The organism is Porphyromonadaceae bacterium W3.11, from assembly GCA_030434245.1.
Taxonomy (GTDB): domain Bacteria; phylum Bacteroidota; class Bacteroidia; order Bacteroidales; family Porphyromonadaceae; genus Porphyromonas_A.
Window position 1 is genome coordinate 336,205 of record JAUISX010000001.1, and the last position, 26,072, is coordinate 362,276.

The 26,072-nt window shown below is 39.1% G+C and carries 18 protein-coding genes and 2 pseudogenes; 9 read left to right on the top strand and 11 right to left on the bottom strand.

What is annotated here, in order from left to right; translation table 11 throughout:
• Nucleotides 1-111: 111 nt before the first annotated feature.
• From mutY to QYZ87_01380, 8 genes are all read right to left on the bottom strand, one after another.
• Nucleotides 112-1,212 (bottom strand): A/G-specific adenine glycosylase, encoded by a 1,101-nt coding sequence (mutY, locus tag QYZ87_01345; protein MDN4753184.1) that lies wholly within the window; start codon nt 1,210-1,212, stop codon nt 112-114.
• A 167-nt stretch (nt 1,213-1,379) separates the two neighbouring features.
• Nucleotides 1,380-2,333, bottom strand: a complete 954-nt coding sequence (locus QYZ87_01350) for a ribose-phosphate pyrophosphokinase (protein ID MDN4753185.1) — start codon at nt 2,331-2,333, stop codon at nt 1,380-1,382.
• Nucleotides 2,334-2,366: 33 nt separating this feature from the next.
• Nucleotides 2,367-3,395, bottom strand: a complete 1,029-nt coding sequence (galE, locus tag QYZ87_01355; protein MDN4753186.1) for a UDP-glucose 4-epimerase GalE — start codon at nt 3,393-3,395, stop codon at nt 2,367-2,369.
• 161 nt (nt 3,396-3,556) lie between these two features.
• Complete coding sequence (locus QYZ87_01360; protein ID MDN4753187.1) at nt 3,557-4,804, bottom strand: Cof-type HAD-IIB family hydrolase; 1,248 nt, start codon at nt 4,802-4,804, stop codon at nt 3,557-3,559.
• Between the two features lie 127 nt (nt 4,805-4,931).
• The gene (locus tag QYZ87_01365) at nt 4,932-5,429 is read right to left on the bottom strand and encodes a hypothetical protein (protein MDN4753188.1); all 498 of its coding nucleotides are present in this window, start codon (nt 5,427-5,429) and stop codon (nt 4,932-4,934) included.
• The gene (locus QYZ87_01370; GenBank protein ID MDN4753189.1) at nt 5,419-5,679 is read right to left on the bottom strand and encodes a hypothetical protein; all 261 of its coding nucleotides are present in this window, start codon (nt 5,677-5,679) and stop codon (nt 5,419-5,421) included. Before QYZ87_01370 ends, QYZ87_01365 begins: the two co-directional genes overlap by 11 nt.
• Nucleotides 5,680-5,694: 15 nt before the next feature.
• The gene (locus QYZ87_01375; GenBank protein ID MDN4753190.1) at nt 5,695-6,261 is read right to left on the bottom strand and encodes an N-acetylmuramoyl-L-alanine amidase; all 567 of its coding nucleotides are present in this window, start codon (nt 6,259-6,261) and stop codon (nt 5,695-5,697) included.
• A gap of 609 nt (nt 6,262-6,870) precedes the next feature.
• Nucleotides 6,871-7,362 (bottom strand): hypothetical protein, encoded by a 492-nt coding sequence (locus tag QYZ87_01380; protein MDN4753191.1) that lies wholly within the window; start codon nt 7,360-7,362, stop codon nt 6,871-6,873.
• Nucleotides 7,363-7,856: 494 nt separating this feature from the next.
• Here QYZ87_01380 and QYZ87_01385 point away from each other — a divergent pair, with 494 nt between their 5' ends.
• The 3 genes from QYZ87_01385 to QYZ87_01395 all read left to right on the top strand — a co-directional run bounded on the left by QYZ87_01385 (nt 7,857) and on the right by QYZ87_01395 (nt 15,335).
• Nucleotides 7,857-8,144, top strand: a complete 288-nt coding sequence (locus tag QYZ87_01385) for a DUF4248 domain-containing protein (GenBank protein MDN4753192.1) — start codon at nt 7,857-7,859, stop codon at nt 8,142-8,144.
• A gap of 391 nt (nt 8,145-8,535) precedes the next feature.
• Entirely contained in the window at nt 8,536-11,889 is a 3,354-nt protein-coding gene (locus QYZ87_01390) for a helicase-related protein (GenBank protein ID MDN4753193.1), read from the top strand.
• A 23-nt stretch (nt 11,890-11,912) separates the two neighbouring features.
• Nucleotides 11,913-15,335 carry an Eco57I restriction-modification methylase domain-containing protein gene (locus tag QYZ87_01395; GenBank protein ID MDN4753194.1) on the top strand — a complete coding sequence of 1,141 codons (3,423 nt, stop codon included), beginning with the start codon at nt 11,913-11,915 and terminating at the stop codon, nt 15,333-15,335.
• Between the two features lie 147 nt (nt 15,336-15,482).
• Here QYZ87_01395 and QYZ87_01400 read toward each other — a convergent pair.
• The 3 genes and pseudogenes from QYZ87_01400 to QYZ87_01410 all read right to left on the bottom strand — a co-directional run bounded on the left by QYZ87_01400 (nt 15,483) and on the right by QYZ87_01410 (nt 18,003).
• Nucleotides 15,483-16,355: pseudogene (locus QYZ87_01400) on the bottom strand (TaqI-like C-terminal specificity domain-containing protein).
• Nucleotides 16,340-16,951, bottom strand: a complete 612-nt coding sequence (locus QYZ87_01405) for a master DNA invertase Mpi family serine-type recombinase (protein MDN4753195.1) — start codon at nt 16,949-16,951, stop codon at nt 16,340-16,342. The pseudogene QYZ87_01400 and the gene QYZ87_01405 overlap by 16 nt, the downstream one beginning before the upstream one ends.
• Before the next feature lie 122 nt (nt 16,952-17,073).
• A pseudogene (locus tag QYZ87_01410) lies at nt 17,074-18,003 on the bottom strand (IS982 family transposase).
• 456 nt (nt 18,004-18,459) lie between these two features.
• Between QYZ87_01410 and QYZ87_01415 the strand changes: the two are divergent.
• The 6 genes from QYZ87_01415 (at nt 18,460) to QYZ87_01440 (ending at nt 25,548) form a co-directional block, all read left to right on the top strand.
• Entirely contained in the window at nt 18,460-20,790 is a 2,331-nt protein-coding gene (locus QYZ87_01415) for a TonB-dependent siderophore receptor (GenBank protein ID MDN4753196.1), read from the top strand.
• 12 nt (nt 20,791-20,802) lie between these two features.
• Nucleotides 20,803-21,912, top strand: a complete 1,110-nt coding sequence (locus QYZ87_01420; protein MDN4753197.1) for a PepSY-associated TM helix domain-containing protein — start codon at nt 20,803-20,805, stop codon at nt 21,910-21,912.
• A 675-nt stretch (nt 21,913-22,587) separates the two neighbouring features.
• Nucleotides 22,588-23,244 (top strand): SatD family protein, encoded by a 657-nt coding sequence (locus QYZ87_01425; GenBank protein MDN4753198.1) that lies wholly within the window; start codon nt 22,588-22,590, stop codon nt 23,242-23,244.
• 2 nt (nt 23,245-23,246) lie between these two features.
• Entirely contained in the window at nt 23,247-23,990 is a 744-nt protein-coding gene (locus tag QYZ87_01430; GenBank protein MDN4753199.1) for a DUF3307 domain-containing protein, read from the top strand.
• A 160-nt stretch (nt 23,991-24,150) separates the two neighbouring features.
• On the top strand, nt 24,151-24,960 hold the full coding sequence (locus QYZ87_01435) for a hypothetical protein (GenBank protein ID MDN4753200.1): 810 nt from the start codon (nt 24,151-24,153) through the stop codon (nt 24,958-24,960).
• A gap of 6 nt (nt 24,961-24,966) precedes the next feature.
• A complete protein-coding gene (locus tag QYZ87_01440; GenBank protein ID MDN4753201.1) occupies nt 24,967-25,548 on the top strand; it encodes a metallophosphatase domain-containing protein in 582 nt (193 codons plus the stop codon).
• Nucleotides 25,549-26,072: the final 524 nt, after the last annotated feature.

Sequence of the window (26,072 nt, forward strand, 5' to 3'; positions counted from 1 at the left end):
GTAAGAATTAGAGATTGGGCAAAGGCCTTAACAACACTCATTTCGTTGTAAACTTCGGAGCTCTTCTATTCTATCCATCGTGCCACCTCTCAGCGGATGCTTTCTACAACATTATTTAGGGAAATAGTTGTCCAAAAATTGCCGAAGGGGCTTAGGAAATGCGAGCTTATCATGCTCTCTAATGAGATGTTTCTGATACTTGCCCTCCAGCTCAGTAGAAAGGAGTTCAGAAACATGCACACAGATGCTAATAAGGCGATGAGTCAGTCGATGAGGTGACAGATCAACGTGCTCTAGCACTCTAGCTTTGTTATCTAGCCTCTCCTCCACCTCACTAGGCGTCATATTACGCTCCAAGCTTTCCACTAGAGGTAATTGATATAAACCCTTCCAAATGCCTTTCTTATCACGCTCCTCGACATAAAAGTAGTCGCCATCTATCAGCAGGAAGTAATCCATGAATAGAGGAGTCACCTTAGTACTCTTTGATTTAATCGGAAGCAATGAGGTCAGCTCTAGATTATTACAGCTTTCACAATATTTGGCAATGGGGCATTCGTCACAAGAGGGGGTTCGTGGTTTGCAAATCATAGCCCCAAGATCCATGATCGCTTGGTTATAAAGTGATGGATCTTCTTTATCTAGGTATAAATCTGCTAACTCTCGATAAAACTTCTGACCATAAGTTTCATCGATAGGCACTTCATAAGCCCCCACACGACTGAGGACACGATAAACATTACCGTCCACGACCGCAAAAGGCTGATCATAAGCTATACTCATTATGGCAGCAGTCGTGTAGGCGCCTACTCCTTTGAGATTCGCCACATCTTTTGACTCGGTGGGGAAAATCCCCCCATGTGATTCTACTATTTGTTTTGCTGCGTGATGTAGATTCAGCGCACGACTATAATAACCGAGTCCCTGCCACATCAGCATGACCTCATCCTCTGGAGCTGCTGCTAGATCGCTTACAGTGGGATACCTCTCGATAAATCGCAAATAATAATCCCAACCCTGCACCACCTGAGTCTGCTGTAGAATGACCTCTGAGAGCCATATCCTATATGGATCTTTCGTCTCTCGCCAAGGCAAGGCCCTACCATACAGCTTAAACCAATTCGTTAGAGCTGTACGAAAAAGACTCAGCCTCACCTCTGGAATAGATACCGCAGGGAGCTGAGTCTTACTTTTAATATTCTTCTTAGCCAAATAAATCCTTATATTTATGCTACATCAATACACTTAGGAAACATCAGAGGACCACATCGTTGCTGTTACCAGCCCAAAAGACTGTAGCTATAGCCTAGACCGAACACCCTCTCCCTTATCCAAGCTAATCATACTCTGTTATTTTTCAATCTCATCCAACAACTGGATTAAAGTGTATAGAGGTCGCTGATAGATTCGTGGTCATTCACACGGCGGATAGCTTCAGCAATCATAGGAGCCACAGTAAGGGTCTTGATATTCTTTCCACCCTTATGGTATGGAATAGAGTTACTGAATATCATCTCCTTAAGGGAGCTCTGCTCTATCCTAGAGGTAGCAGGATCACTCATCACAGCATGACTGGCAATAGCACGCACAGACTTAGCTCCATTCTCCATCATCAGGTTTGCCGCCTTGGTCATCGTACCAGCAGTATCTACGATATCATCAACTAGAATAACATCCTTACCCTCCACATCACCGATGATACGCATTTCTGCTACCACATTCGCTCTCAAACGAAGCTTATGGCATATCACTAGAGGGACTCCAAATAACTTCGCATAAGTGTTCGCACGCTTAGTACCACCAACATCAGGGGTTGCAAAAACTAGATTTTCATGAGCTATCTCACCCTTCTCCATCTGCTCCTTGATGTAATCAATGAATACATTTGAGGCATACAAGTGATCCACGGGAAGATTGAAGAAGCCTTGGATCTGATCCGCATGTAAGTCCATCGTAATCAAGCGAGAGATCCCAGCAGTCTGTAGCATATCAGCTACCAACTTAGCCCCGATAGAGACACGTGGCTTATCCTTACGGTCTTGTCTTGCCCAGCCAAAGTATGGGATTACTGCAGTGATGTAATGTGCACTCGCACGCTTTGCTGCATCTATCATCAGCAGTAGTTCCATGAGGTTGTCAGTATTGGGAAATGTGGACTGCACCAAGAATACATCTTTACCACGGATAGATTCTTCGTAATAAACCGAAAATTCACCATCAGCAAAGCGATCTACTCGCATTTTACCCATTTCACAATTTAGGCTTGAGCAAATCTCCTCAGCCAAGTATTGACTGTTTGTACCCGCACAAACCACGAAATCATTAGAAAGCATATTAGTAGTAGTTATATATTAAATTGTAATTAATTAAATTTCTCTTGATAGCTTCTCTTGCCACTTCCAAGCAGAGCTCAGGGTCTCCTCCAATGTCGAAGTCGCTTTCCACCCCAATATCTCATTAGCACGAGTGGGGTCAGCCCACACCTGCTCTATATCTCCTTCTCGCCTATCACCTATCTTATGCGGTACTGACACGCCGGTAGCTCTTTCAAACGTATGGATCAGTTCCAATACGCTTGACCCCTTGCCCGTACCGATATTGAAGACCTCCACCATCTCTTCACTCTTACCATCTAGCATCCTATCCAGTGCCACCACATGGGCTTTAGCCAAGTCCACTACATGGATATAATCACGGATACATGAGCCATCAGGGGTATCATAATTATCCCCAAAGACTGTTAGCTCCTTTCGGATACCCGCAGCTGTTTGGGTTAGATAAGGGATGAGATTTTGTGGCACGCCCAAAGGTAGCTCACCAATCATGGCTGACGGATGGGCACCTATCGGATTGAAGTAACGAAGCAATATCGCACGATATGGCACCCCTGAGTGGATGGCATCGCGAATAATCTCTTCATTGATCTGCTTAGTGTTACCATAAGGCGATAGAGCCGGAAGGATCGGAGCATCTTCAGTCACAGGTAATTCGTCTGGCTGTCCATACACAGTACATGAGGATGAAAAGACCAGAGCCTTTGACTTAGACTTACCCATCAACTCTAGGATATTCAGAAGGGATACTATATTATTACGATAGTACTCCAATGGCTTCTCTACAGACTCTCCTACAGCCTTACTGGCAGCAAAGTGAATCACACCATCAAACCCATCGTGGATCTTGAAGATATCCTTCATCTTAGGCATATCATTACAGTCCACTTCATAAAAAAGTGGTCGTTTCTTAGTGATGGCCTCAATACCATCCAGTACTGACAGTTCAGAATTTGAGAGATTATCCACGATAACCACCTCATAACCTGCCTGCTGTAGCTCCACCACGGTATGCGAACCTATATATCCTGTCCCACCCGTTACCAGTATATTTCTTGCCATAAACTTAGAATAAAATTGTGCTACGCCCTTCCTCTATCAGAAATGGTACACAAAGTTAAGAAAATAAAAACAATCCCCCTTACATATCATCAAATCCTTTTTCTTTCATCCCTAATAAATTGAGAAAAGCCTATCAAAAACCACCCATAAAGTAGCTGGCTCTATCTCTTATTAAGAATACTATTCACCACTCTTATAGAGGATACCAGCTTACCCAGACTGGTGAAGACATCAACATTCCATACATGAGACGATTTTCCTTGATGAATAATCTTCCCGACCGCCGTTACCGTATCACCCACATGAGCAGAGTGCACATGGTTACCGCTTACCTGCATCCCCACGAGGATCTCACCAGGATTTAGTAATAGAGTAGAGCCATACCCTGCCACAGTCTCAGCCATTGCCAAGGTCGCTCCACCATGAAGAATACCCATCGGCTGTTGAGTATGCTCATCTACAGGCATCGTTGCTTCTACATATCCAGGCTCTATCTTAGTACACTTGATGCCCAATGTGCCCATGAGGGTATTGTGCATCATCTCATTCATCAAATCCAGATCCAATAGCTTAGGATCTATCTCTTTGGCATTGAGGATATACTTATTCAGAAAGTGGAAGATACCATCCTCATTATTACTTTTCGTAATATAGTCAGCACTACGCTTGATCGCCTCAGAAGCGTTAGCCATCGCTACACCCACTCCAGCAATCTCCATCATACTAAGATCGTTGTGACTATCACCGACAGCGATCACTTCCTCTCTGCTCAACCCTAGGTCTTTCATCAAAAATGAGAGGGAGCTTCCCTTATTCACTCCTTTAGGCAAAACCTCTAGCAGGTTATCATATAGGATATGAAACGAAAGCACATCTCCAAAGACAGACTCCAGCTCTTTTTCAAAGAGTTTTATCTCTTCTACCTCTCCAGTAATCGTATAAGTAAAGGGTTCCTTCTTCACCCCCTCTAATAGTGAAGGCACTAATCGCATCGGCATCCCACAATTGATGGCTCGCTGCGTCTTCACAAATGTGCTATCCTCCCGCTCACTGATCATTTCACCCCTAGTGTACGTAATCATCTCCAACCCTGCCTCCTTAACCATCTCATAAAGCTTCGGAAGATAATCCAGAGAGATAGTCCTACGCCCCAGTATCATTCCACTTTCACAGGATGTGATCTTCCCTCCATTGTAGGAGATTACATATCCACCATATTCAGCCATCTTCAATTGTTCCACCAAGTTTTTACAACCAAAGGTAGGACGACCACTTGCCAACACCACCTTTACACCCAGCTTTTGGAAAGCCATTATGGAGTTAAACGAACTAGGCAGCAACCGCTTCTTATCGTCCAGAAGGGTTCCATCAATATCAAAGGCAATTAACTTATACTTCAGATTACTCATATATTCTCTTCTTATAGTCTATACTTCTAATGTTATTAAGGGTAAAGATAAAGAAAAAGTTTAAGCTGATAACAAAAATTCTCCCTCCTTTTCCCTCTCATACCCCTCACTTTCTCTCTGGTCATACTCATATAAAGCTCCTCTTAAAGCCCCTCATCCGTTCCCGCATACTGACACATAATATCGTCGTCATCACCACTAGGATCATCACTACCACTAACCGATAGCGTTTCCCTCTAGGCTCCACCACCTGATCTTCCTGCTCTACTTTTTTCTGTGTCCGAATGCCCTCTACGTGACTTGAAGCATCCACACTTCGCTCCACCGCTTTCTCTTTTTGACGACGACCTATTGTCCGTCGTATCCGATACCCGCCATGCTTGGCTTCAACATCCTCAGTTATATCCACCGAATCCACCAAATTCTCTACACGCCCATCACCCCACCACTCTACTTCTACCAGCTCCTCCTCATCAATATCAGTCCCCCATACCATCGAATCTCTCTGCATGGATACAGCATCAACTCTTCGGACATCTAAGGCTGCCTCGTTCATCACCCGCTTCTTACCACTACAAGAGACCAATAACAACAGACCTAGTACGATACACTCACTACTCCTCATCACTCATTCCTTTCATACGCTCTCTAGCTGCATAGTCAATTCCTATCAAAGCCCCCACAAAGGTCATCACCTCACCATACGCCAGTAATATACTCTGATGAATCTCACCGATAGGCTTTACCCAAAAGCCCATAAAGAGGAGCACCATACCACACACCGTTAGCACACTCGCCACCCAGAGCCTAAACCTCTGGGGGTTAAAAGGAGGCGGTAACCATCCAGCCACCGCCTTACTCACTACACTCTTCATCACCTATACCTCCTCTCAAGCTCTCAAGCCACCTGACGGTGACAAAGCATTATAGACACGGGCGTCAAAGCACGGACACGCCTTCATCCACTCCTCTCGGGTCACTTGACCATCACCATTCAGGTCAGGACTCAAATCCCGATGCCCCATTACCAGGACATCACCATACAGCCGTTTTAGCTCGCATATCAATTGCTTCAGCATCTGCTTCTGTTCGCTTGTACGACTATCCACAGGATTACCGGACCTATCCAAACCGCCCTCATAGCAGATACCAATTGAGTGTCGATTATACCCCTTGGCATGAGCACCTGGGTATTCCACAGGTCGCATCTCATACAGCATTCCTTCCCGTGTTATATAGTAGTGATAACCGGCACCATTATAGCCTCTCTCCAAATGATCATGCACCAGTTGCTCAGGTGTGTAACGCTCACACCATCGGGTGGCACTACAATGAATCACGAGCATACGCACCAATCGCCTCGCCCTAACCAGTTCTTCTTTATGTCTCACTAATCTAGGTTGATACTCTGGCTCCAAAGCCCTGTAGCCACTATACATATTTACTATATTTTTCATCACTTACACTTTATTTATTTTGGTTTTTCAAACTATCTGGATGCATTGAGATGAATGCACTTCGCCTCATTCTCGCATATTTATAGACCTCGTAGCTTAGAGCTGGCAATACGCATAAGATAAGATACAGTACGCTTAGGTATAGGGGCAGACTCGTGACTTACCTCAATTACCGAAAGCAGAACACAATAGATTAACCTCATGCAAAATTCTCTCAATACACCCCACCCTTTTATACAGATGGGAAAAAGATTAGACCGTCCTGACGCTATACCACACCACACCTCATAATGGGAGCCCCTTTCACCATGAGGGCACATTCATGGTCGTGAATCAGGACGGTCATAACACACACTTTACATGGATGAGACGAATACTTCTTTCGGTCTCAAACCTTCCCAAACATCATTAGTTTGGTTACATATAAATTAAGAAGAAGATAACGATTAGCACCAACGCCATATACCAGCTAATCCATCTCGAAAAATCCCTGAGGACGTCCACCTCTTAAAGCTCCATCTGAGCAAAAGCTCATTTATTTGGCAAAGCAAGAAGATCAGGGATAACAACTCACAGACTTACTGGGTACTAGCGTCGGGGCTAATTCATTTAGATCCCAGTATCACCTTCTTCAGTACCTCCATCGCCATGCTCACCCGCACCATTATCAGGAAGAGCGGCATCATCTTCACTCTTTTGCTTACGACCAAAGTAACTTTCATAGTTCGTGAAGCTACTCTGTGCCATCTTCGACTTCATCTCCACACTGGGCGTGTATCGAATCATTGCACCTTTGATCAATTCGGGATTAAATTCCTCGCGACTAGCAGCACTCTTACTCTTCAGACGGATCCCAAAGTGACCCAGACCGCCCAGCTCTACGCCAAAGCCCTTATTCAGGAATGAGGTGGTCGATACAGATAGCACATCCAGCACAGCTAACACATCGGCACGATGCACGGTACAGCGGTCTGCAATGTCCTCTGCTAGCTCCTTCAGCTTAATCACTCCTAACTGCTTAGGTACTGCTACAGCCATGGTCTTATTCTTAGCTGTAGGTAGCTTATTCTCTCTCTCGTAAACTTTATAAACAATAGCCATAAAAATAAAATAACTTTTTTCGATAAAACATAAAAATAAAATATCATAACTAACAAGGAGTGACTGATGTACATCATGCTCCGGAAGTATCTCTCCTCGTCTGCAATGCAAAGGTACCAACAGCAGACGCACACCCCATTCAACAATGATTAAAAGTATTCAATAGTGCTTACTAATAGCCACTAAAGTCACCTAAAGATTATTATTATCTCTTACCCATTTAAAAATCAAAAAGTGGTTATTCACGAAAATACAATGATAACATTTATCAGTAATATAATTCGTATAATTAGAAATATTATAGGTATGTTTGCAAATGAAAAGAGGAACAAATGCAACCCTCTTTTCTTGACCATTCACAACCCTTTGAGGACCAGAATGAACCCCATTTGATTGCCCAATTCAGTTCAGAAATAAGAGATGTGAATACCCTTCAGAACACTCATATATTTAATATCGAATGCTAAACGAAGCATCGCTCTCATAATGATATTATGGAAATAAAAAGAACACAAACACAAGAAACGCAGCTCCAGCAGCTGCACCGACTCATCCAGTCTCTTCCTCGAAAAGCTGGACAAGAAGAACGTATGATGACCGTCCAAGAGGTAGCCATCAGCTACTTTGAGGGCATCACCCCTCAGAGTGCCTCACGTGCCCTCCGGAAGGAGATCCGAGAGCACCCCGTCCTGAGTGAAGCTCTAGCCCTCACCGGATGGAACCCACGCAAACGTTACTTTTCCCCACTCCAAGTCCGCCTCCTAGAGGCCTACCTCACCTAACCAGTTCCTCATATCATAGCAAAAGAAAGCCCAATGAAGCATCCACTTCATTGGGCTTTCTTTATACCTCCCCACTCACACAGCTGCATAAAATAGACATATAATTTAAGCCATATTACTTTTTAGTATATTTGTACTGTTTATTTTACTAGAGCAAACAAATCTTATTTGCATATGACATATACTGACGATTAAATACGTGCCATTTTACACAACCGAATGCGTACCCTACTCCACTATACTTTTATAGAAACAAGTGGGTGTTCTTCACGTACTCAATATAACTCCAATACTCATTTACTTCTTCTTCAAAGAAATACTAAGATAATCTGACTGTATGAATAGCACCATCCTTGACAACTCGACTAACCTATTATCAATGTCAAATACATTGAAAAGGTGTTTAAAATTAGATACAATTAAAAATGTACGGATTGCAACGGGCTACTGGGACATACCGGGGCTTGCCCTTATTACTGATGAGTTGTCAGATTTTTTACAAAGAGAGGGAACTCGCTTTCAATTACTTATTGGCAAAGACCCTAACATATACGCGTATCAAGTAAAGAATCCTAAATACAAAGATGCCAATTACCCTCACGATTTTATAAGGACTGACATTAACAACCTAGAAGTCAAGGAACAATACAAAAAAGCTATAGATCTGCTACTCACCTACTGCACCGAGGAGGAAGATAGTAAAGTACAAATCAGAATCTACAAGAGGAATGAAAATGAGGAAATACAATTCCTGCACTCCAAGTGCTACATTTTTGATGGGGTATCAGAAGAAACTGGTGAAGAAACGGGATATGGGATTATTGGCAGTTCTAACTTCACACAAAAAGGTCTTCAAGACAATTCAGAACTAAACTACTTAGAGTCTAACTATTTACAAGTAATGTCTCCCGGCATGTATAATACTTCTAAAAAAAGCCACTCTAGTTGGTTTAATGAAAAATGGGAAATGTCGGAAAAATGGAATCAAGTATTCTTAGAGCAAGTCCTCAAACCAACTCCTCTCGCAGAGATCGTCACCAAAGAGAAACAAGCTCTAGAAACATCACTCACACCATATGAGATTTACATCAAGTACCTTCAATCCCAATTAGGTGATATTGCTAATCCAGATGCCTACGAAATCTTGTCTTCATACTTACCAAAACATTATCAGGCTATGACCTTTCAGCTAGATGCTGTTCAGCAATGCTTCTTTATTATGAAGCAGCATGGAGGATTTCTTTTAGCTGATGTGGTAGGATTAGGCAAAACCATTGTAGGACTATTAATCATCAAAAAGTTTATTACTGAAGCTTCACAGCTCCATCGCTCTCCTAACGTATTAATTGTAACCCCACCTGCTATTAAGAAGTCATGGGAGAGTACTATTCAAGACTTTGATAATAATACTACTGACAAAATGGCTCCATACATTGACTTTATCACGACTGGTAGTATCGGAAAGCTTAATGATTTAGCTGATGACGAGCTAGATATGATCAATGAGGACTATTTTGAAGATGACTTCTCCTCTAATGATTACGGACTAATCATCATTGATGAAAGCCACAACTTTAGAAATAGCAATACACAGAAATACAAAGCCCTTGATAATCTCATTGGGAACATTCATTTACAAAAGGGGTATTGCCCCTTTATCGGCTTATTATCTGCTACTCCCATGAATAATACACCTGACGATATCAAGAATCAAATATATCTTTTCCAAAGGACACCTAATAATAGCTCATTACCTAATATCGAAGGTGGAAAACTAGATACGTTTATGAGCAAAATGCAGAAAGAGTTCACAAAATATCGTAAAGAAGATTCTACTGAAGCTCGTGAACAACTCAAACATATCTCCAATGAGATTAGGGTTAGGGTATTAAATGACCTTGTCGTTCGTAGGACCAGACGTGACATCAAGAAGACCTATGCCAGCGAAAGTGCTCATCTTAATTTCCCAACAGTTTGTCCTCCTCATAAATTAGAATACAAACTAGATTCGATCCTCTGTCGGCTCTTTGCTGATACCATTGATGCTATAGTTCCTCCTGGTGATGAACTCTTAGAAATTGATACTCGTAAACACATTGGATTTTATAGATACTCTGCTATTCAGTTTTTTAAGTCAGATGAAAATACCAAGATCTATGAAAGTCGTAACCTTACGGTAGATAGTATCTCCTCTAGATTGGCACAAATCACGCGAATACTCTTGGTAAAGAGGTTGGAAAGTAGCTTCTCAGCGTTCAAGAAATCTCTGCATAATTTACAGCGCTTCACTCAAAATATGATTGATATGCTACAGAGTGATTGTGTCTATATCTGCCCAGACATGGACATCAATAAAGAGATCATAAAAGCCGGAACTCTTCAAAAAGCAATGCCCATAATCGACAAGAAAATGGTAAAGTATGGAGGAAATAATAGGAAGTTTAGGACCTCAGACTTTAAAGATGAATACCTTTCCTTACTCCAGCAGGATATGAATCTTATTAGTGATCTATGTAAGAGATGGGATGAAAATGACTTTGACCCTAAGTTAGATACTTTCAAACAGCATTTAAATAAGACTCTTTTTGATAAGGAAATAAACAATCCTAATGGCTATGACAAACCCCGATTAGTTATATTTACAGAAGCTCTTGACACATTAAATACATTGGCTCGTCATATTCAAAATCGAGGACATAGAGTCCTAAAGGTATCGGCTAAAAACAGAATGCAATTACAAAAGGATATCATTGAAAACTTTGATGCCAACTCCGATATCCAAAAAGATGATTATGATGTCATTGTGACTACTGAGGTTCTTGCGGAAGGGGTCAACTTACATCGTGCCAATGTGATTCTCAATTATGACACACCGTGGAATGCGACTCGCCTAATGCAGCGAATAGGAAGAGCCAATCGTATTGGTTCCAAAGAAGAAATGATCCACGTATTTAACTTCTACCCTTCTCCTGAGGGAAATCAAGAGATCATGCTAATAGAAATAGCCTATGCGAAACTACAGTCATTCCATATTATGTTTGGAGATGATAGCAAGGTATTCAATGAACTTGAAGAGATTTCTGAGGCTGACTTCAATCGTCTCATTGATGGCGAGGAGTCTCCATTCTTCGAATATATTAAGGACCTCAAAGATTATCAAGAAGCTAACCCTGATAGGTTCAAAAAGTTACAAGAAGTAGAGATGAAGAATCTAGGTTGTTCCACTCATGAACACGCAGATCAGTCATTAGTCGTCATTGGGGCTGAGAATAGAGGATTGACCAATGTTCAAATAAATAACGACGAGGCGAAAGTCATAGCACCGCTCTACGCTATGCAATTCCTTAAGTGCTCACCAATGACGAACGGCTTAAGACTTCCTCTGTCCGAATATCACAAAGACATGGCCTTCACTGCTTATCACCAACATATAACACGGATGAAAAAAGCAAAAGAATCTAATAAAACGATCAAAGAGGCAATGGTCATCCTAAAGAAAAAAATAGAGCCATTCCTACATAGTAATGATGCAAAACAAATTTCAAAAAAGGTAGATAACGCTCTTAGACAGAATAATATTACAGTCGCAAATAAGCTGATAAAATTTGACAAAGAATACAAATACTCTCTATTTGGCGTTGACTATGATTTTGAAGCTTGGATGAGCGACACATTCGGTAAGATAGCAAAACAGTCCAAAGCAAAATATGGTCAGCCATATATAGCCCTATATGAAAACAAATAAAAAAACGCATAAAGTTTCACGATATGAAAACGACAGAATACGCCCTAAAGGAGCAATTTGAAAAAGTTTTTATAGACGATTTCAAAAGCATAGAAGTTATAGAGAACAAAATCATCAAACCGATTTTTGAAGATGATTACCATTCCTTCAGCAAGAACCCAGAGAGAATTTATACGGGAGAAAACAAAAATAATAAAGGCTCTACCATACATTCCATTTACCATATAGGCACCATAAATAGAGTAGGACTAGACCCTGTCGAAGTCTTCGACATAACCGTTAATGATAAGTCCAATCTATCTCATTCAAGAGCGAATATCCAGAAAATCATCCGCAGCGAACTATTCTACTATTCACATGCCTTTATGATTTTCCATCATCAATCACCCATCGGTAGAGAATGGCGATTCTCCTATCTTTACAAGCAAGAGACACTTAAGTCTATCACGGATGCAAAGAGGTATACCTACCTCTTTGGTAAGGAACAGCATTGCCGGACTGCCATAGATAGATTCTATACTTTGGCTTCTAGCAAAAAAGATAACCAAGCACTCATTGACGCCTTTTCTGTCGAGGCACTAACCAAACAATTCTACAACGATCTCTTTGAGTGGTATCTATGGGCTATTGATCCTAAAGTAAATATTACCTTTCCTAATAATACTAACATACCAGAAGATGATCGAGAGAAAATTGATCTTCAGATCATTCGACTCATCACCCGAATCATGTTTGTATGGTTCATCAAACAAAAAGATTTGGTCCCAGATCTTCTTTTTGATCCAGAAAAGCTTAGAGTAATACTTAAGAATTTTCAGCCGTTAGATTCATCATCAGGTATATATTATAACGCCATCCTCCAAAACCTATTTTTTGCTACCTTAAATCGTGCCATTGAGGATGAAAATGGAGAGAAAAGGCACTTTGCAAAAGCAAAAAATAGTCGTGATGCCAAAACATTATATAGATACGCAGAGCTATTTAATATCTCTGAAGATGAAGTAATAAATATTTTTGCAGAGGTTCCTTTTCTTAATGGAGGGCTTTTTGAATGTTTGGATAAATCACGCACTATTGATGGGGTTGATGTCGCCTATAATTTTGATGGCTTTAGTCGTAATGAGCAAAAGTTTCCAGACGGTCGCTACAAGCATAGAGCATTTATTCCTAACCATCTCTTTTTTACTCCAGATAAAGGACTCTTTTCTATCTTATCACGCTATAACTTCACCATTGAAGAAAGCACTCCTATAGAGCAGCAAGTCGCTCTCGATCCTGAACTTTTAGGGAAAGTATTCGAAAACCTTTTAGGCGCTTATAACCCTGAAACAAAAGAGACGGCACGTAACCAAAGCGGCTCTTTCTATACCCCTAGGGAGATTGTACATTATATGGTGAATACATCCCTCATCGAATATTTAGGACGGACACCAATAGTAGAGTCATTATTCTCTGACACATTCGAAAGAGATAATGATAAAGAAGAGGAATACAATGCTATTGCACAGAAGCTCAAGAATGTTAAAATCATAGACCCAGCTTGTGGATCAGGGGCGTTCCCTATGGGATTGCTCAACCAAATGGTTGATATCCTTCAGAAGATACACCCTGACAAAAGTTTGTACCAATTAAAACTAAAAATCATTGAGAATTGTATCTATGGTGTAGATATTCAGAGCATCGCTGCACAAATCACCAAGCTCCGATTCTTTATTTCTCTAATATGCGACTGCGAAAAGGATCCAAATACTAAGAACTTTGGCATCCCTATTCTCCCTAACCTTGAAACAAAGTTTGTAGTGGCAGATTCACTAATAGGCAAAAAAGAAAATCAAAACTCTCAACCGAGTTTTTTCGACAATCCTGAGATTCAAGAGACGAAGGATAAATTAATAGAGATACGTCAGCAACACTTCCTAGCTAAATCAGCATCAGAGAAACGAGAATTAAGAACTATTGATGAACAACTAAGAGCGAAATTGGCCCAGCTCTTATCTGAAAACGAGGGTTTACCTGCTGAGGATGCAGAACAGCTAGTCCATTGGAATCCTTACGACCAGAATGCAGTAAGTCCTTTTTTTGATCCAGAGTGGATGTTTGGGATTAATAATGGTTTTGATATTGTCATTGGGAACCCTCCTTATGTGCAATTACAAAATAACAAAGGAGAGTTAGCTGAAAGATACAAAAAGTATAACTATAAGACCTATGCCCGAACTGGAGACATTTACTGCCTCTTCTATGAAAGAGGTTATCAACTGCTTAAGAACCGAGGACACTTATGTTTTATCACATCGAATAAATGGATGCGTGCTGGATATGGTGAGAAAACTCGAGGCTTCTTGGCGGAAAATAGTAATCCTAAACTATTGATTGACTTTGCAGGAGTAAAGATATTTGAAAGTGCGACAGTAGATACCAATATTCTTCTTTTTGAAAAAAGCCCTAATAAAAAGCAAACAACATGTGCAGTGACCACCAAAGAGGATAAAAATAGCATTAATGATTTGAGCGTTTTCGTTCAGCAAGCTAAGGTAACCTGTGCATTCAGCTCCTCTGATAGCTGGGTCATTCTATCTCCGATAGAGCAAAGCATCAAGCGTAAGATAGAAGCCGTGGGTACACCTCTCAAGGATTGGGATATAAATATATATAGAGGGGTCCTTACTGGTTGTAATGAGGCTTTTATCATTTCTACTGATAAACGAAACGAGATCCTATCCAATTGTGAATCAGAGGAGGAACGTACGCTTACGGAGGAAATTATACGACCAATTTTACGAGGCCGTGACATTAAGCGTTTTGGTTACGAATGGGCTAATCTGTGGCTAATTTGGATACCATGGCATTTTCCTCTTCATTTAGATGAAAATATAACTGGAGCTTCAAAAAAAGCAGAAAGAGCATTAGAAAAACAGTATCAATCCTTGTATAGACATCTATTAAAATTCAAAGATGCATTATCAAATCGTAATAAAGCGGAAACTGGAATTCGCTATGAATGGTATGCACTTCAACGCTGGGGTGCTAAGTATTGGGAGGATTTTAGTAAACCAAAAGTAATGTGGAAAATCATAGGTAATAACATTAACTTTTGTTATGATGAAGAATCTATGATTTGTAACAATGCTGTAAATATTATGACTGGAGAACGAAACACATTAATTCAATTCGTTGGGTTAATGAATAGTCAATTATTTGACTGGTACTTGAAAATTACAACAGAAGCAGAAGTTCAAGGAGGGGGTATTCAATTATATGTTACTACGTTGGAAAAAACATTATTGAAGTTAGATTTTCAGCAAAGTCTGACTGACATTGTATATAAAAGGATTATGGGTGAGGCATCCGATATTAGCGTTGATGACGCAGTCTTTGAGGCATATGGACTAACGAAAGAAGAGACAATATTTATTGGTAACTATAACAAAATGAATAGAGATTGAAAATTATTGGTGTCCGATAAACATACTTAACTCATTGAAAATCAAAATAGTTTTTATGAGAAAAGCCCTGCTTTTTAATTCTTGTATAAGAAACTATAATCCAATTAATTATGAGAATTATTAAGATTTTTGCCGGACACCAATAATCTAAATACGTGATTTAATATACATTATCTCTTCATCAGTAAAGCCATATAATATAAATATTTCTTTAGTAATAGAAAAATCCACATTAGATACTTTTGGTAACGGCAAATTTTCTAAGAAAGTTTTTTTGTATCGAAAACCATCATTACCTAATCCACCTCCAGCATAAAAATACTTAAAGAAGAATGCAATAACCTTTGAGTTTAATAGTTGTATCAAATCATGCAGATTATTTCCTGTAATTATAAATGAGGTAGCCTCTGGGAAAAATGTTCCATCTTTATCTAAATAAAATTGTGGTTCTCTAACAATTTCACTATAAATAATTTTCGGCTTAAAAAATTCCTCCCAATAACTTATACTATCTTGCGTCTCAAACCACTTGTTATTAGTCTTTTTTCGAGACTTGACTTGTTCTCCATTTACGATGTGAGTTTTTCCAGTCTGCTCCAATCTTTCTACACCGAACGATAGTAAATATTTTTTTATTGCTGGATAATCTTCTATATCATATCTTTTTGAAGGAAATGTAGCAATCAGCCATAAATCTGCCCAATCATAGCTGTATCGTTTTATATCGCGGCCTCGTAAAATCGGTCGTATAATTTCCTCCGTACGCTTACGTTCCTCATCTGTCTCGCAGTTTGAAAGAATTTCATCTCTTTTTTCAGTAGAAATGATAAAAGCATCATTATACCCAGTTTTTATGCCATAGTTGATTTGAATATCCCAATCCTTGAGAGGGATACCCACGGCTTCTATCTTACGCTTAATACTCTGCTCTATCGGAGATAGGATAACCCAGCTATCAGAGGAGCTGAATGCACAGGTTACCTTAGCTTGCTGAACGAAAACGCTCACTTCTCTAACTCCATAAAATTCTTAATATATCGAGCTAAAGTGTTTCTATCTACTTTACATATCTTGGCTATTTTCCTCTGAGAAACATTAGCATTTAACAACTCTCTAATCAATGTTTCCTTGCCATATAACTTATACTTCTCGGGGGAACTCTTACGTCCTTTAGGGCGTCCAAGAACGACCCCTTCAGCTTTCTTTCTAGCCAATGCCTCCTTTGTTCGTTGAGAAATCAAATTACGTTCAATCTCAGCACTTAGCCCGAAAGCAAAAGCAAGCACTTTACTCTGAATGTCATCACCAAGTCTATAATTGTCTTTGATGGTCCAGACACGACACTCCTTATTCATACATAACCCGAGTATCTCCATAATCATAAAAAGATTACGACCCAATCTTGAAAGTTCGGCACAAATGATAAGATCATCCTTCGTCATCTTTCGCAGCAAGTTCCCTAATGCTCTTTTATTATAAGACTTCGTACCTGATATGGTCTCTTCAATCCAACCATCAATCTCTAAGCCCTCTCTCTGACAGAAATTATTAATTTCAAATCTCTGATTCTCAACTGTCTGCTTGTCGCTACTGACGCGAATGTATCCGTATATCATATTTATTAATAATTAAAATTGAAATAATAGACAAGATAGCTTATTACTCTTATTTGCCTCTCCCCACTCAAACCTGAACCTATTTTTATCATATTTTCTACTAACTCTAACGCGAGTTCGATTTAAGCAACTGTAGCAAGAGCCTTTTTATCAATGATTTCAAGATTTAAAGACGGCTTTTTGGGCATTAAGTTATATGTGAGTAACCCTGAGACCAGGTTGACTACGAAGTTATTGACACTGCGATGTCTCGTATGTTCTATTTGGCATACATTCTTTAAGAGATCATTGACGGTTTCTATGATGGATCTCTTTCGAAGGAGTATTTTATCATGAATATGCATTAGAGCATTCTTCATATTCTTCTTAAGCTTTGTAATCAAGTGAATATCATCAATAAAAAGCTTGTCAAATAGACTTTTTGAGATATATCCTCTATCCGCTATGAGCTTACCAAAGAGTTTCTTAGAGTTAGAGAAGGAGTCATCCTTTAGTGGTGCTCTGTCATCTATATCACCTGTAGTGATCTGATAAGTGATGATCTCGCCTTTGTCATTAATGACAAGATGCAGTTTAACCTATAAAATCAACCCCTCAAACCTCACTAACTGTGGAGCGACCTTTCTGTGCACAACCTTTCATCGTCTTATGGCTTCTTTCCCGTTTGATATGGCAAGCTCTTAAAGGGGTAGAGTCAATGAAAGAAACACCTGTACACTTTTCTAAGTAGCACATATTGAGAAACATAACAAGCTTTAGCCCCACTTTAGTTTGGAGTTCGACAAAACGATTATAGGAGACTTTTTGAGGAAATTCACTTTTAAGATGAACGTGAATAAATTTGAGATAGAAGGACTTGAGGTCTCAATATCTTGACATGTGAAAAAGTATGAGTATTGTCATGACCTCACTGTCTGAAAGACGTGATTTCCTTTTTCTTCTCTTCTTCTCTTCTTTCCTCCTTGTTCTATAGCATTCTCAGAAACAACACGATCAAAATGAATAGAGAAATCGTCGATAATACAAAATAATTCTAGTATACTTGTCATCATAAAAGTGGTGTTTTATTTGTTCGTAATTATCTGTTAATCAATTACTAATATACAAATAACTCACCGCTTTTCCTAATATATTTCCTTTGATTTCTTACATCGAACTCGCGTTACTATAGCTATCTCAATGGTTTGCTCCATTAAACGAACCACACCAATGAACACACTCATCTCGCATGATAGAATTTCCTTAAATTGCATTTGTGTAAGTCTCATTATGATTTAGCTCTCTGTGTTTTGACTTTTCAAAGATTGGACTCTTGGGAATTACACACTTTTTGGGACACTCCCGACAAGTATCATTACTATACTATCTTCTAGGTATAATGCCAACTAAATGTCAATAATTGCTAGAGAAGATTTTAATCTATTTTTATAAGGCCTACGTTTTAAAGAAAAAGAAGTACCTTTGAAACGTTAACAAAAACATCATTTAAAATAGTTTACCAAAAAAGAATGAATAAATTTAAATTCATCCCACTCATTGTGTTCTTGATTCTCGCTCTCTTTGCTACTAATGGTTATGCACAAAAAACAAGGGCCGTTACAGGAATCGTAACAAATGAAGCTGGAGAACCAATCGAATCTGCTTTAATTACAGTTATTGGGATCTCTCATCGAACCACCAACTCTGATAAAAATGGATTATTTTCTATTGAAAAGCTTCCCTTCTCTGAGTTTAGCCTACAAGTACGACACGTATATTGTCACACAGCGACTATTAAGGTTAAAGCTGGTGAAGAAAATGAGAAAATCCATATACAACTGGTAGACAAATTATTTGGACTACCTGAAGTTGAAGTTATCGCATATACTAGCGAAACACCATTTATAGAAGCTAGCTATAGTGCTATGAAGATGGGAATACCTATTATGAAATTCCCTGGGAGCATTGAGGTACTGACAAAAAAGAGATTGGAAGATCAACAAGCTCTTACATTCACTGAAGCATTGCGAAATATTAGTGGTATCTCAACGGCCTCAGCTGGAGAAGCAAATAATGTTAGTGAGGTGTTCGTTTCTAGGGGCTTTAAGTTGGGTAATTCGCGTAACTACTTCAGAGATGGTATGCGTTACAGAAAAGTCTCAAATACCCCTATCGCAGGAATTGACAGAATAGAATTTTTAAGGGGCCCAGCCTCTGTATTATATGGTTCTGTAGAGCCTGGTGGCATTATAAATATCATCACCTCTCCGACACAATATACCCCACGCTATAGCACCACATTTAGAATTGGTAGTTATGGACTTAAGCAAGCATCAGCTGACCTAACAGGTCCTCTGACAGCCTCAAAGAATGTACGGTACCGGCTTAATGCTATGTACGAATATGCAGATAGCTACCGTAAAGAAGTAAACTCAAAACGTTTCAGTATTTCACCAAAAATTGACTTTGACCTAAGTACAAGTACCACACTAGGCATCAGAGCTAATTATTTCTCTGATGATAGGGTCGTTGATCCAGGAGTTGTACACCAAAATGGAGAAGTCATTTCGAATGGGGACAAAATTTTTGTAGCTGAGCCATGGGCAAAATCAAAATATAAGACATTTGATCTTGGGTATATTCTAAAACATCAGTTTAGCAACAATTGGAAATGGAATAGTCAATTCTCTTATACTAAACTCTTTGAAGATCGTTTATACTTTCAAATAAAAGCGATTAACAATGACAATACGATAAGTCGCCGTTTGGCTAAGTGGGATGCGACCATTGCCTACTCGGTATTCCAAAATGACATCCTTGGGGAATTTACAACGGGCTCATTATCTCACCGAGTATTATTTGGAATGGAGTACGAATATTCTCACAATACACGTAAAGTAAGAGGGAAAATGTTTGATCCAATAAGCCTAACCAATCCTAAGTATTCTGAGAAGCCTTCGGATATTGATTCTTACAAGCAATCCACTAACCTACTTATCAGGCAGAGCAATATTGCTTTTTATGCACAGGACTACATCGCCATAAATAGCAAGTTAGATTTACTTCTAGGTGGCCGATTTGATTGGATCAAAGAGGAAAACGAGAACTTCATAAAAGACACAAAAAAGAAAGCAACGCCATTTGCCTTCTCTCCAAGAATAGCCTTAATGTATAGTCCATTAAAAAGCCTTGGACTTCATGCAAGTTATTCAACATCATACGTCCCTGTATCAGGTCAATCTAAGGAAGGCACACCTTTTGAACCAGTGCGAACAAAACAATGGGAGGTGGGGATAAGAAAACAGTTATTTAATAACAGCACGATTGCAACTTTATCTCTGTATCATCTAACTAAAAACAATCTATTGACCCCTGACTTGGATGACCCACAATTCAAAATCCAGATTGGAGAACAGTACAGCAGAGGTATAGAATTCAGCATCAAGAGCAAAATCTCTAGAGAACTTACACTTGAAGGAAACTATGCATATACCGAAGGGGAAGTGAGTAAGACCAATGATAAGAAAATACCCGTGGGCTCAAAATTAGGAAACGTCCCAAAACACATGGCTAACCTCTGGCTTTCATACTCTTTGTATGAAGGGTTATTTAAGGGATTATCATTCGGAGGGGGATGCTCATATAGTAGCAAACGCTTTGGCAACTTTGCCAATAATATCATTTTACCAAGTTATTTTACTGGGGATACTTTCGTCTCGTATAGTCAAAGGAATTATAGGCTAGCTCTGAATATCAAAAACATATCAGATAAGAGATACTATCTTGGGGCACAAGCAAAAAATCTTTTCACGCCAGCACCTCCTAGATCGTTTGTATTTTCCACTACAATACTATTCTAATGTAAATTTGTAATGAGAAATAAAGCAAGGAAAATCTATAGGACCATCCATCTTATTGGAGGACTCTGGCTAGGATTGATCTTGTCAGTCATTTGTTTGACAGGTGCCCTCATTGTCTATAAACCTTATTTAGAAAAACAAGGTATCAGACATATGGCATTTGTCAAACCTACAAATCCTGATGCTATACCTCTACCCTTGGATTCTCTCTATCAAAATGCTAAGGCACAATATCCAAGCTATAAATTTGATAATCTAGTCCTATATGGCACACGTAACGAAGCATATAGCTTTAGGGCTAAGAAGCCAAAGGTAAAGGGACGACGACAGCTATACGTCAACCAATATACTGGTGTAGTCCATGGTGAAGACATATACAAGCATAAGTTTTTTCAGCACGTTTATAACTGTCACACCAAACTATTTATGGGTAAGACGGGGGTGATCGTAGTGGCTTCCCTCGGTATCATACTCTTGATCACTATTATTACTGGACTGATATTAATTCCAAAAGGATTCAAGAATAGTCTTAAGAAGAAAAGAACTGTCAAGTCTTCATTTTTCTCATACTACAAGAGTCACATAATCATTGGAATGTTAGTAGCTTTACCTCTAGGGGTTATTGCATTAACAGGTGGTTACTGGGGATTTCCTAATACGTATAGAAAGATATTTGAAACCATGTCTGATGGTAGAGCGATTGCTGTTAGACCAACCATTGAAAACTTAAACGATGGACCCTACGCTTCTCTGGATGTAATTGTTGAAGCGGCAGAGAATTACTTTCCTGAGGGCAAGCCGATGATCGTTTTCTTTCCAAAAAGAATTAATGACCCCTTTTCTGTTCGTATGAAAACGAAGCACGATTTTTCACGAACTGGGAGTAACCATGTCTATATACACCCTCAAAGTGGAGCTGTTGTTGGTAGTAATTTATGGAAAAACAAACCTACGGCAGAAAAATTAACTCGCTCCATGTATTTTATACATTTTGGAGAGTTTTGGGGACACTTTTCAAGAATCCTATGGATCTTGGTAGGAATAAGTGTGCCGATATTATATTTCACAGGATTTTATCTTTGGTGGTTCAAATACAGTAAAAGGAACAAGCATAAGAATTAAAGAAATTGCCCCCTTTATGGAGAGGGTCATATTAATCAACTGAATAAATTCTTAGACACACAAGTCAATTGAATCAGTTAGACAACCCTCAACTATGTCAACTTTTTTTCAGAAGAAGATAATTTTCATGATGAGAAATGATTCTATACCCTCCTTATATACTTCAAAATCTTAGTTCTCATTAGTTAAGATTTTGCGAACCCCATTATTGATAATACTACAAAGTAAACTAATAATTAACGGAATCGTTATCAATACAGAAATAATAAAGATATTAGTAGGATTCTTCTTTTTCGGGAGGCTCTTTCACCATCGTCTAAAAACAAATTGAATTGGAATGTAGAACTTTATATAGATCAAGAACTGAATTTGAGACAAACGGGGAGTGAACCACTTGCAGTGACACAACAAAAATCAACTCAGATCACTTGATTTCTGTAAATCAACCCAAACGAATTGATTTACAGAAATCAATATATTTGGATTGATTACTATACGATAAATAGTTATCTTTGTGAAAGATGAGCACATTATGAGAATGCTGTACGATGTATGCAAATCAGGGCTGTAAAGCTGTGGATATAGGAAGTGACTATATTCATGACAAAAGCGAACGCAGTAGAAAGCCTTCACGTAACTCTCATATCATGATATAAACCCTTTATAAAGTATCGAATGGAAGGAGTAATTGCGGTAATATCTGGAGATGTGATCTCCAGCACAAAGATAAAAGAGAGAGAACACTTAATAGATGTGTTCCATGATATGCCCAACGAAGTAGCCCATATTTCTAAGTGTAAAGGGAGCACTCTATACAGAGGTGATAGTTATCAAATAGAAATTGAAAGGGCTGAAGAAGCCTTACGCATCGCGATAATTCTTCGCCTGCTCTTGAAAACCAATACTCCTAAAGGAGAAAATATAAATAAGTCTAATGGGCTATGGGATATGCGGGTATCGATAGGAGTAGGCACTGTATCATTCAGGTCTGAGGATGTAGAGACTTCGGATGGAAAAGCTTATCAACTATCAGGAAGAAATCTATCAAAGATCGGAAAACAAAATCTTATCATCACAACTCCTTGGCAGGAGGTTAACGACGAACTCGAAGTAAGTACCGCGTTTGCTGATGATATAATCACTAATTGGACCTTCTCTCAGTCACAGGTCATGCTTGAGATGCTGCTCAATGAGGAGATCATGCAAAAACAAATTGCAGAGAAACTGAATAAATCTCCTCAATCAATAAGCATGTTGCTGAAAGCAGCGAAGTCAAGTAATATAATCAGGTACATCGAAAGATACGAGTCACTTATCCTTAATAAAAAGTAGCAATGAACATCTTGGTATTAATCAAACTTCTATTGGCTCATCTCATCTCTGACTTTGCACTCCAGCCAAATGCTATCTGTAAGGGCAAGAGAAGTACAGGGAAAGCACGATTCGTATGGCTAGGGCTACATAGTCTAATACATGCAGCTGTGGCATACTTATTTGTCGCCCAATGGGATTTATGGATTATACCCGTTGTGATTTTCGCTTCTCACTTTATCATTGACTATGTGAAGGTGATGTCAAGACATGATGAAATCTCGAAATTTATTTATGACCAACTGCTACATTTACTTGTGTTGGTAACCTTATATGCTACTCTATTCATGAGTTGGGATGATATTACAATGCTTTTCCAGTCTCTTCTTAATAGCGTACAATTTTGGGTTGTTCTTGGGGCATACCTCATTATCCTAAAGCCTACCTCCATATTAATATCCCTATTTGTTAAAAAATGGGATAGTGAAGGGTTGCAGGAGGAGAATGCTGAACAATCGTCACCAAGCAGCCTTCCAAATGCAGGGAAGTGGATTGGGTACTTTGAAAGAATATTGACACTAACCTTTATCTTAATAAACTTTTTTGCTGGAGTTGGTTTCTTGCTAGCTGCAAAATCAGTTTTCAGGTTTGGAGACTTAAATAATCCTGAGAGTCGGAAAAACACAGAATATGTACTCATCGGCACCTTTCTGAGTTTCTTAATCGCTATAATGATAGGGGTGGCGGTGAATTATTTGATTCTGTGAAAACTACAAGTCAAGTACAGTACATGAGATAGGACTTAAATCTTTTCAAGCGAATCACCGCCCAAAACAAGCAATGATATAGCCCTGAATAATAGTCTGTACGTTTGTTGGGATAATAGAAAAACAATCTTTATAATACAGATTATAGACTTCATCGATTATGAAATATCATAATTATAGAAAGAGAGTATTAGAGAAGATGGGGAAATATCGGTTACTACTTTCTCCTAATCGTAGAGGAACATATCGCAAGCGTGAATATGAACATATCTTGCCCAAAGACTGTCAGGACTTAAATATCATTGATAAGGGGTACAAATGCAGTATTGAGGAGTTTGAACGAAAAGATAAAGCAAAGCGACATCCTTATTTTTCACATCTAAATTCGTCTCAAGCTCTTACGTTAAATCTCTTTGGTCCTTTGCGTCACGAACACTTGTTGACTTCTGTTCTTCAGATGATGGAGATTAGTACTAATGCTCCTTTGAAAGGAATGTTTGAAAAAAAAGGGATCGAACGAAGTAACTTTGACTTTTACATAGAAAGTGTTGATATTAAGGTGTTTTTTGAGGTTAAATATACAGAATATACAATTCTCACAAAAAGCAAAGCTGAAGATAATGACCTTCGATGGAAGAAGTATTATAAGGATCCAATGAATATGATATTGAACGATGAGTCCAAACCATCTGCGAAAGATAAATTCTTCAATCAATATCAGTTATGGAGGAATATATCAGTTGTGTGTGAAGAGGACAATTTTTCTTGTTTTGTCTTTTCTAAGTTGCGTAGCGATCTAGAAGCAGAAGTTGCGAATGCTAAGCAGCTGCTGAAACCCAACTATGCAAGTAGGGTTAAGGTATTGTATATAGAAGATATTTGCAAGAAAATTTTAGAGACCTCAGACAAGAAAGCCCTCAAAGATCATTACACCGAATTTAAAGAAAAATATATCACAAACTTAGAATAAATAGGTATGAGAATCCTCTGCATATCTGATACACATAGCCAGCACCAATTATTAGGAGCACTCCCTATGGCTGATGTCTTGGTGCATTGTGGCGATGTGTCTAAGAGAGGTACGGAAAGTGAAGTCATAGACTTTATGCAATGGTTTTGCGACCAACCTCACCAGTACAAGATATTTATTGCAGGTAATCATGACCTAAGCCTATATGGCTCCAATATTAGCGGTTTACCAGAAAACTGCTTTTATCTGAATACTAGTGGAGTGGAGATAGAAGGGCTACACTTTTATGGGATACCACTATTTGTGAATGATGTAGTCTCAGGTGAATACAGCAAATCTATACAATCCATTCCTCCCAATACTGATGTACTCATTACACACCAACCTCCACATGGCATTCTCTCCTCTGATTATGGAGACGTGGAGCTATTAGAGCGGGTAACGCTTATAGGTCCGAAGTTACATCTATATGGCCATGCTCATGAGTGCTATGGTGTCAAGACTAGCTTTGGTACTCATTTTGTGAATGCGGCACTATTAAATAACCAATATGAGTTGACGTTTAAGCCCCTATTAATTGAGCTTTAATCTCAGGATTTCCTGTATATATCTTGATGCCAAAAGTCGTTCTTATACCTTGAAATCATTAAAGAAAAAAGCTCATGCGACAGTTCCTTAAATCGCACTCGCGCCAACTCAGAGTATTCATAGACACACAAGTCAATGAAATCAGTTAGACAACCCGCGACTATGTCAACTTTTTTTCAGAAGAAGACACAAATCCTTATAGGCTGAAATCCTTTATATATCAAACAAAAATTCTTCCTATGAGAAACATTTACGTTTCCTATAGGAAGAATTTTTGTTTCTCATAGGATAAAATCTCACTACCTTAAAAGGCTGATTTAGAGGGTTCTAATCAGCCGGTAATTTGGAGGTCTGGACAGATGATGTGCTATTGCTTTATTTAGGTATTCATAGGTAGATCCTTAGTCCTCAGCATTTATGATTTGTGTCTCAATCAGGTTCCAAACGGTTGGTAGACTTAAGGGTAAAGCTACGAACCTATCACTTTGGGCTACTTCTATACAGCTTCTCAACTAGGTCTCGTG

What these genes read in the sequence shown, in the direction of transcription:
- QYZ87_01370 (MDN4753189.1), bottom strand. Translation starts at nt 5,679, where the DNA reads ATGAAGAGTGTAGTGAGTAAGGCGGTGGCTGGATGGTTACCGCCTCCT.
- QYZ87_01385 (MDN4753192.1), top strand. Translation starts at nt 7,857, where the DNA reads ATGGAAATAAAAAGAACACAAACACAAGAAACGCAGCTCCAGCAGCTG.
- QYZ87_01435 (MDN4753200.1), top strand. Translation starts at nt 24,151, where the DNA reads ATGAAATATCATAATTATAGAAAGAGAGTATTAGAGAAGATGGGGAAA.
- QYZ87_01420 (MDN4753197.1), top strand. Translation starts at nt 20,803, where the DNA reads ATGAGAAATAAAGCAAGGAAAATCTATAGGACCATCCATCTTATTGGA.
- QYZ87_01430 (MDN4753199.1), top strand. Translation starts at nt 23,247, where the DNA reads ATGAACATCTTGGTATTAATCAAACTTCTATTGGCTCATCTCATCTCT.
- QYZ87_01415 (MDN4753196.1), top strand. Translation starts at nt 18,460, where the DNA reads ATGAATAAATTTAAATTCATCCCACTCATTGTGTTCTTGATTCTCGCT.
- QYZ87_01375 (MDN4753190.1), bottom strand. Translation starts at nt 6,261, where the DNA reads ATGAAAAATATAGTAAATATGTATAGTGGCTACAGGGCTTTGGAGCCA.
- QYZ87_01365 (MDN4753188.1), bottom strand. Translation starts at nt 5,429, where the DNA reads ATGAGGAGTAGTGAGTGTATCGTACTAGGTCTGTTGTTATTGGTCTCT.
- QYZ87_01405 (MDN4753195.1), bottom strand. Translation starts at nt 16,951, where the DNA reads ATGATATACGGATACATTCGCGTCAGTAGCGACAAGCAGACAGTTGAG.
- QYZ87_01380 (MDN4753191.1), bottom strand. Translation starts at nt 7,362, where the DNA reads ATGGCTATTGTTTATAAAGTTTACGAGAGAGAGAATAAGCTACCTACA.
- QYZ87_01350 (MDN4753185.1), bottom strand. Translation starts at nt 2,333, where the DNA reads ATGCTTTCTAATGATTTCGTGGTTTGTGCGGGTACAAACAGTCAATAC.
- QYZ87_01440 (MDN4753201.1), top strand. Translation starts at nt 24,967, where the DNA reads ATGAGAATCCTCTGCATATCTGATACACATAGCCAGCACCAATTATTA.
- QYZ87_01360 (MDN4753187.1), bottom strand. Translation starts at nt 4,804, where the DNA reads ATGAGTAATCTGAAGTATAAGTTAATTGCCTTTGATATTGATGGAACC.
- QYZ87_01425 (MDN4753198.1), top strand. Translation starts at nt 22,588, where the DNA reads ATGGAAGGAGTAATTGCGGTAATATCTGGAGATGTGATCTCCAGCACA.
- QYZ87_01395 (MDN4753194.1), top strand. Translation starts at nt 11,913, where the DNA reads ATGAAAACGACAGAATACGCCCTAAAGGAGCAATTTGAAAAAGTTTTT.
- galE (MDN4753186.1), bottom strand. Translation starts at nt 3,395, where the DNA reads ATGGCAAGAAATATACTGGTAACGGGTGGGACAGGATATATAGGTTCG.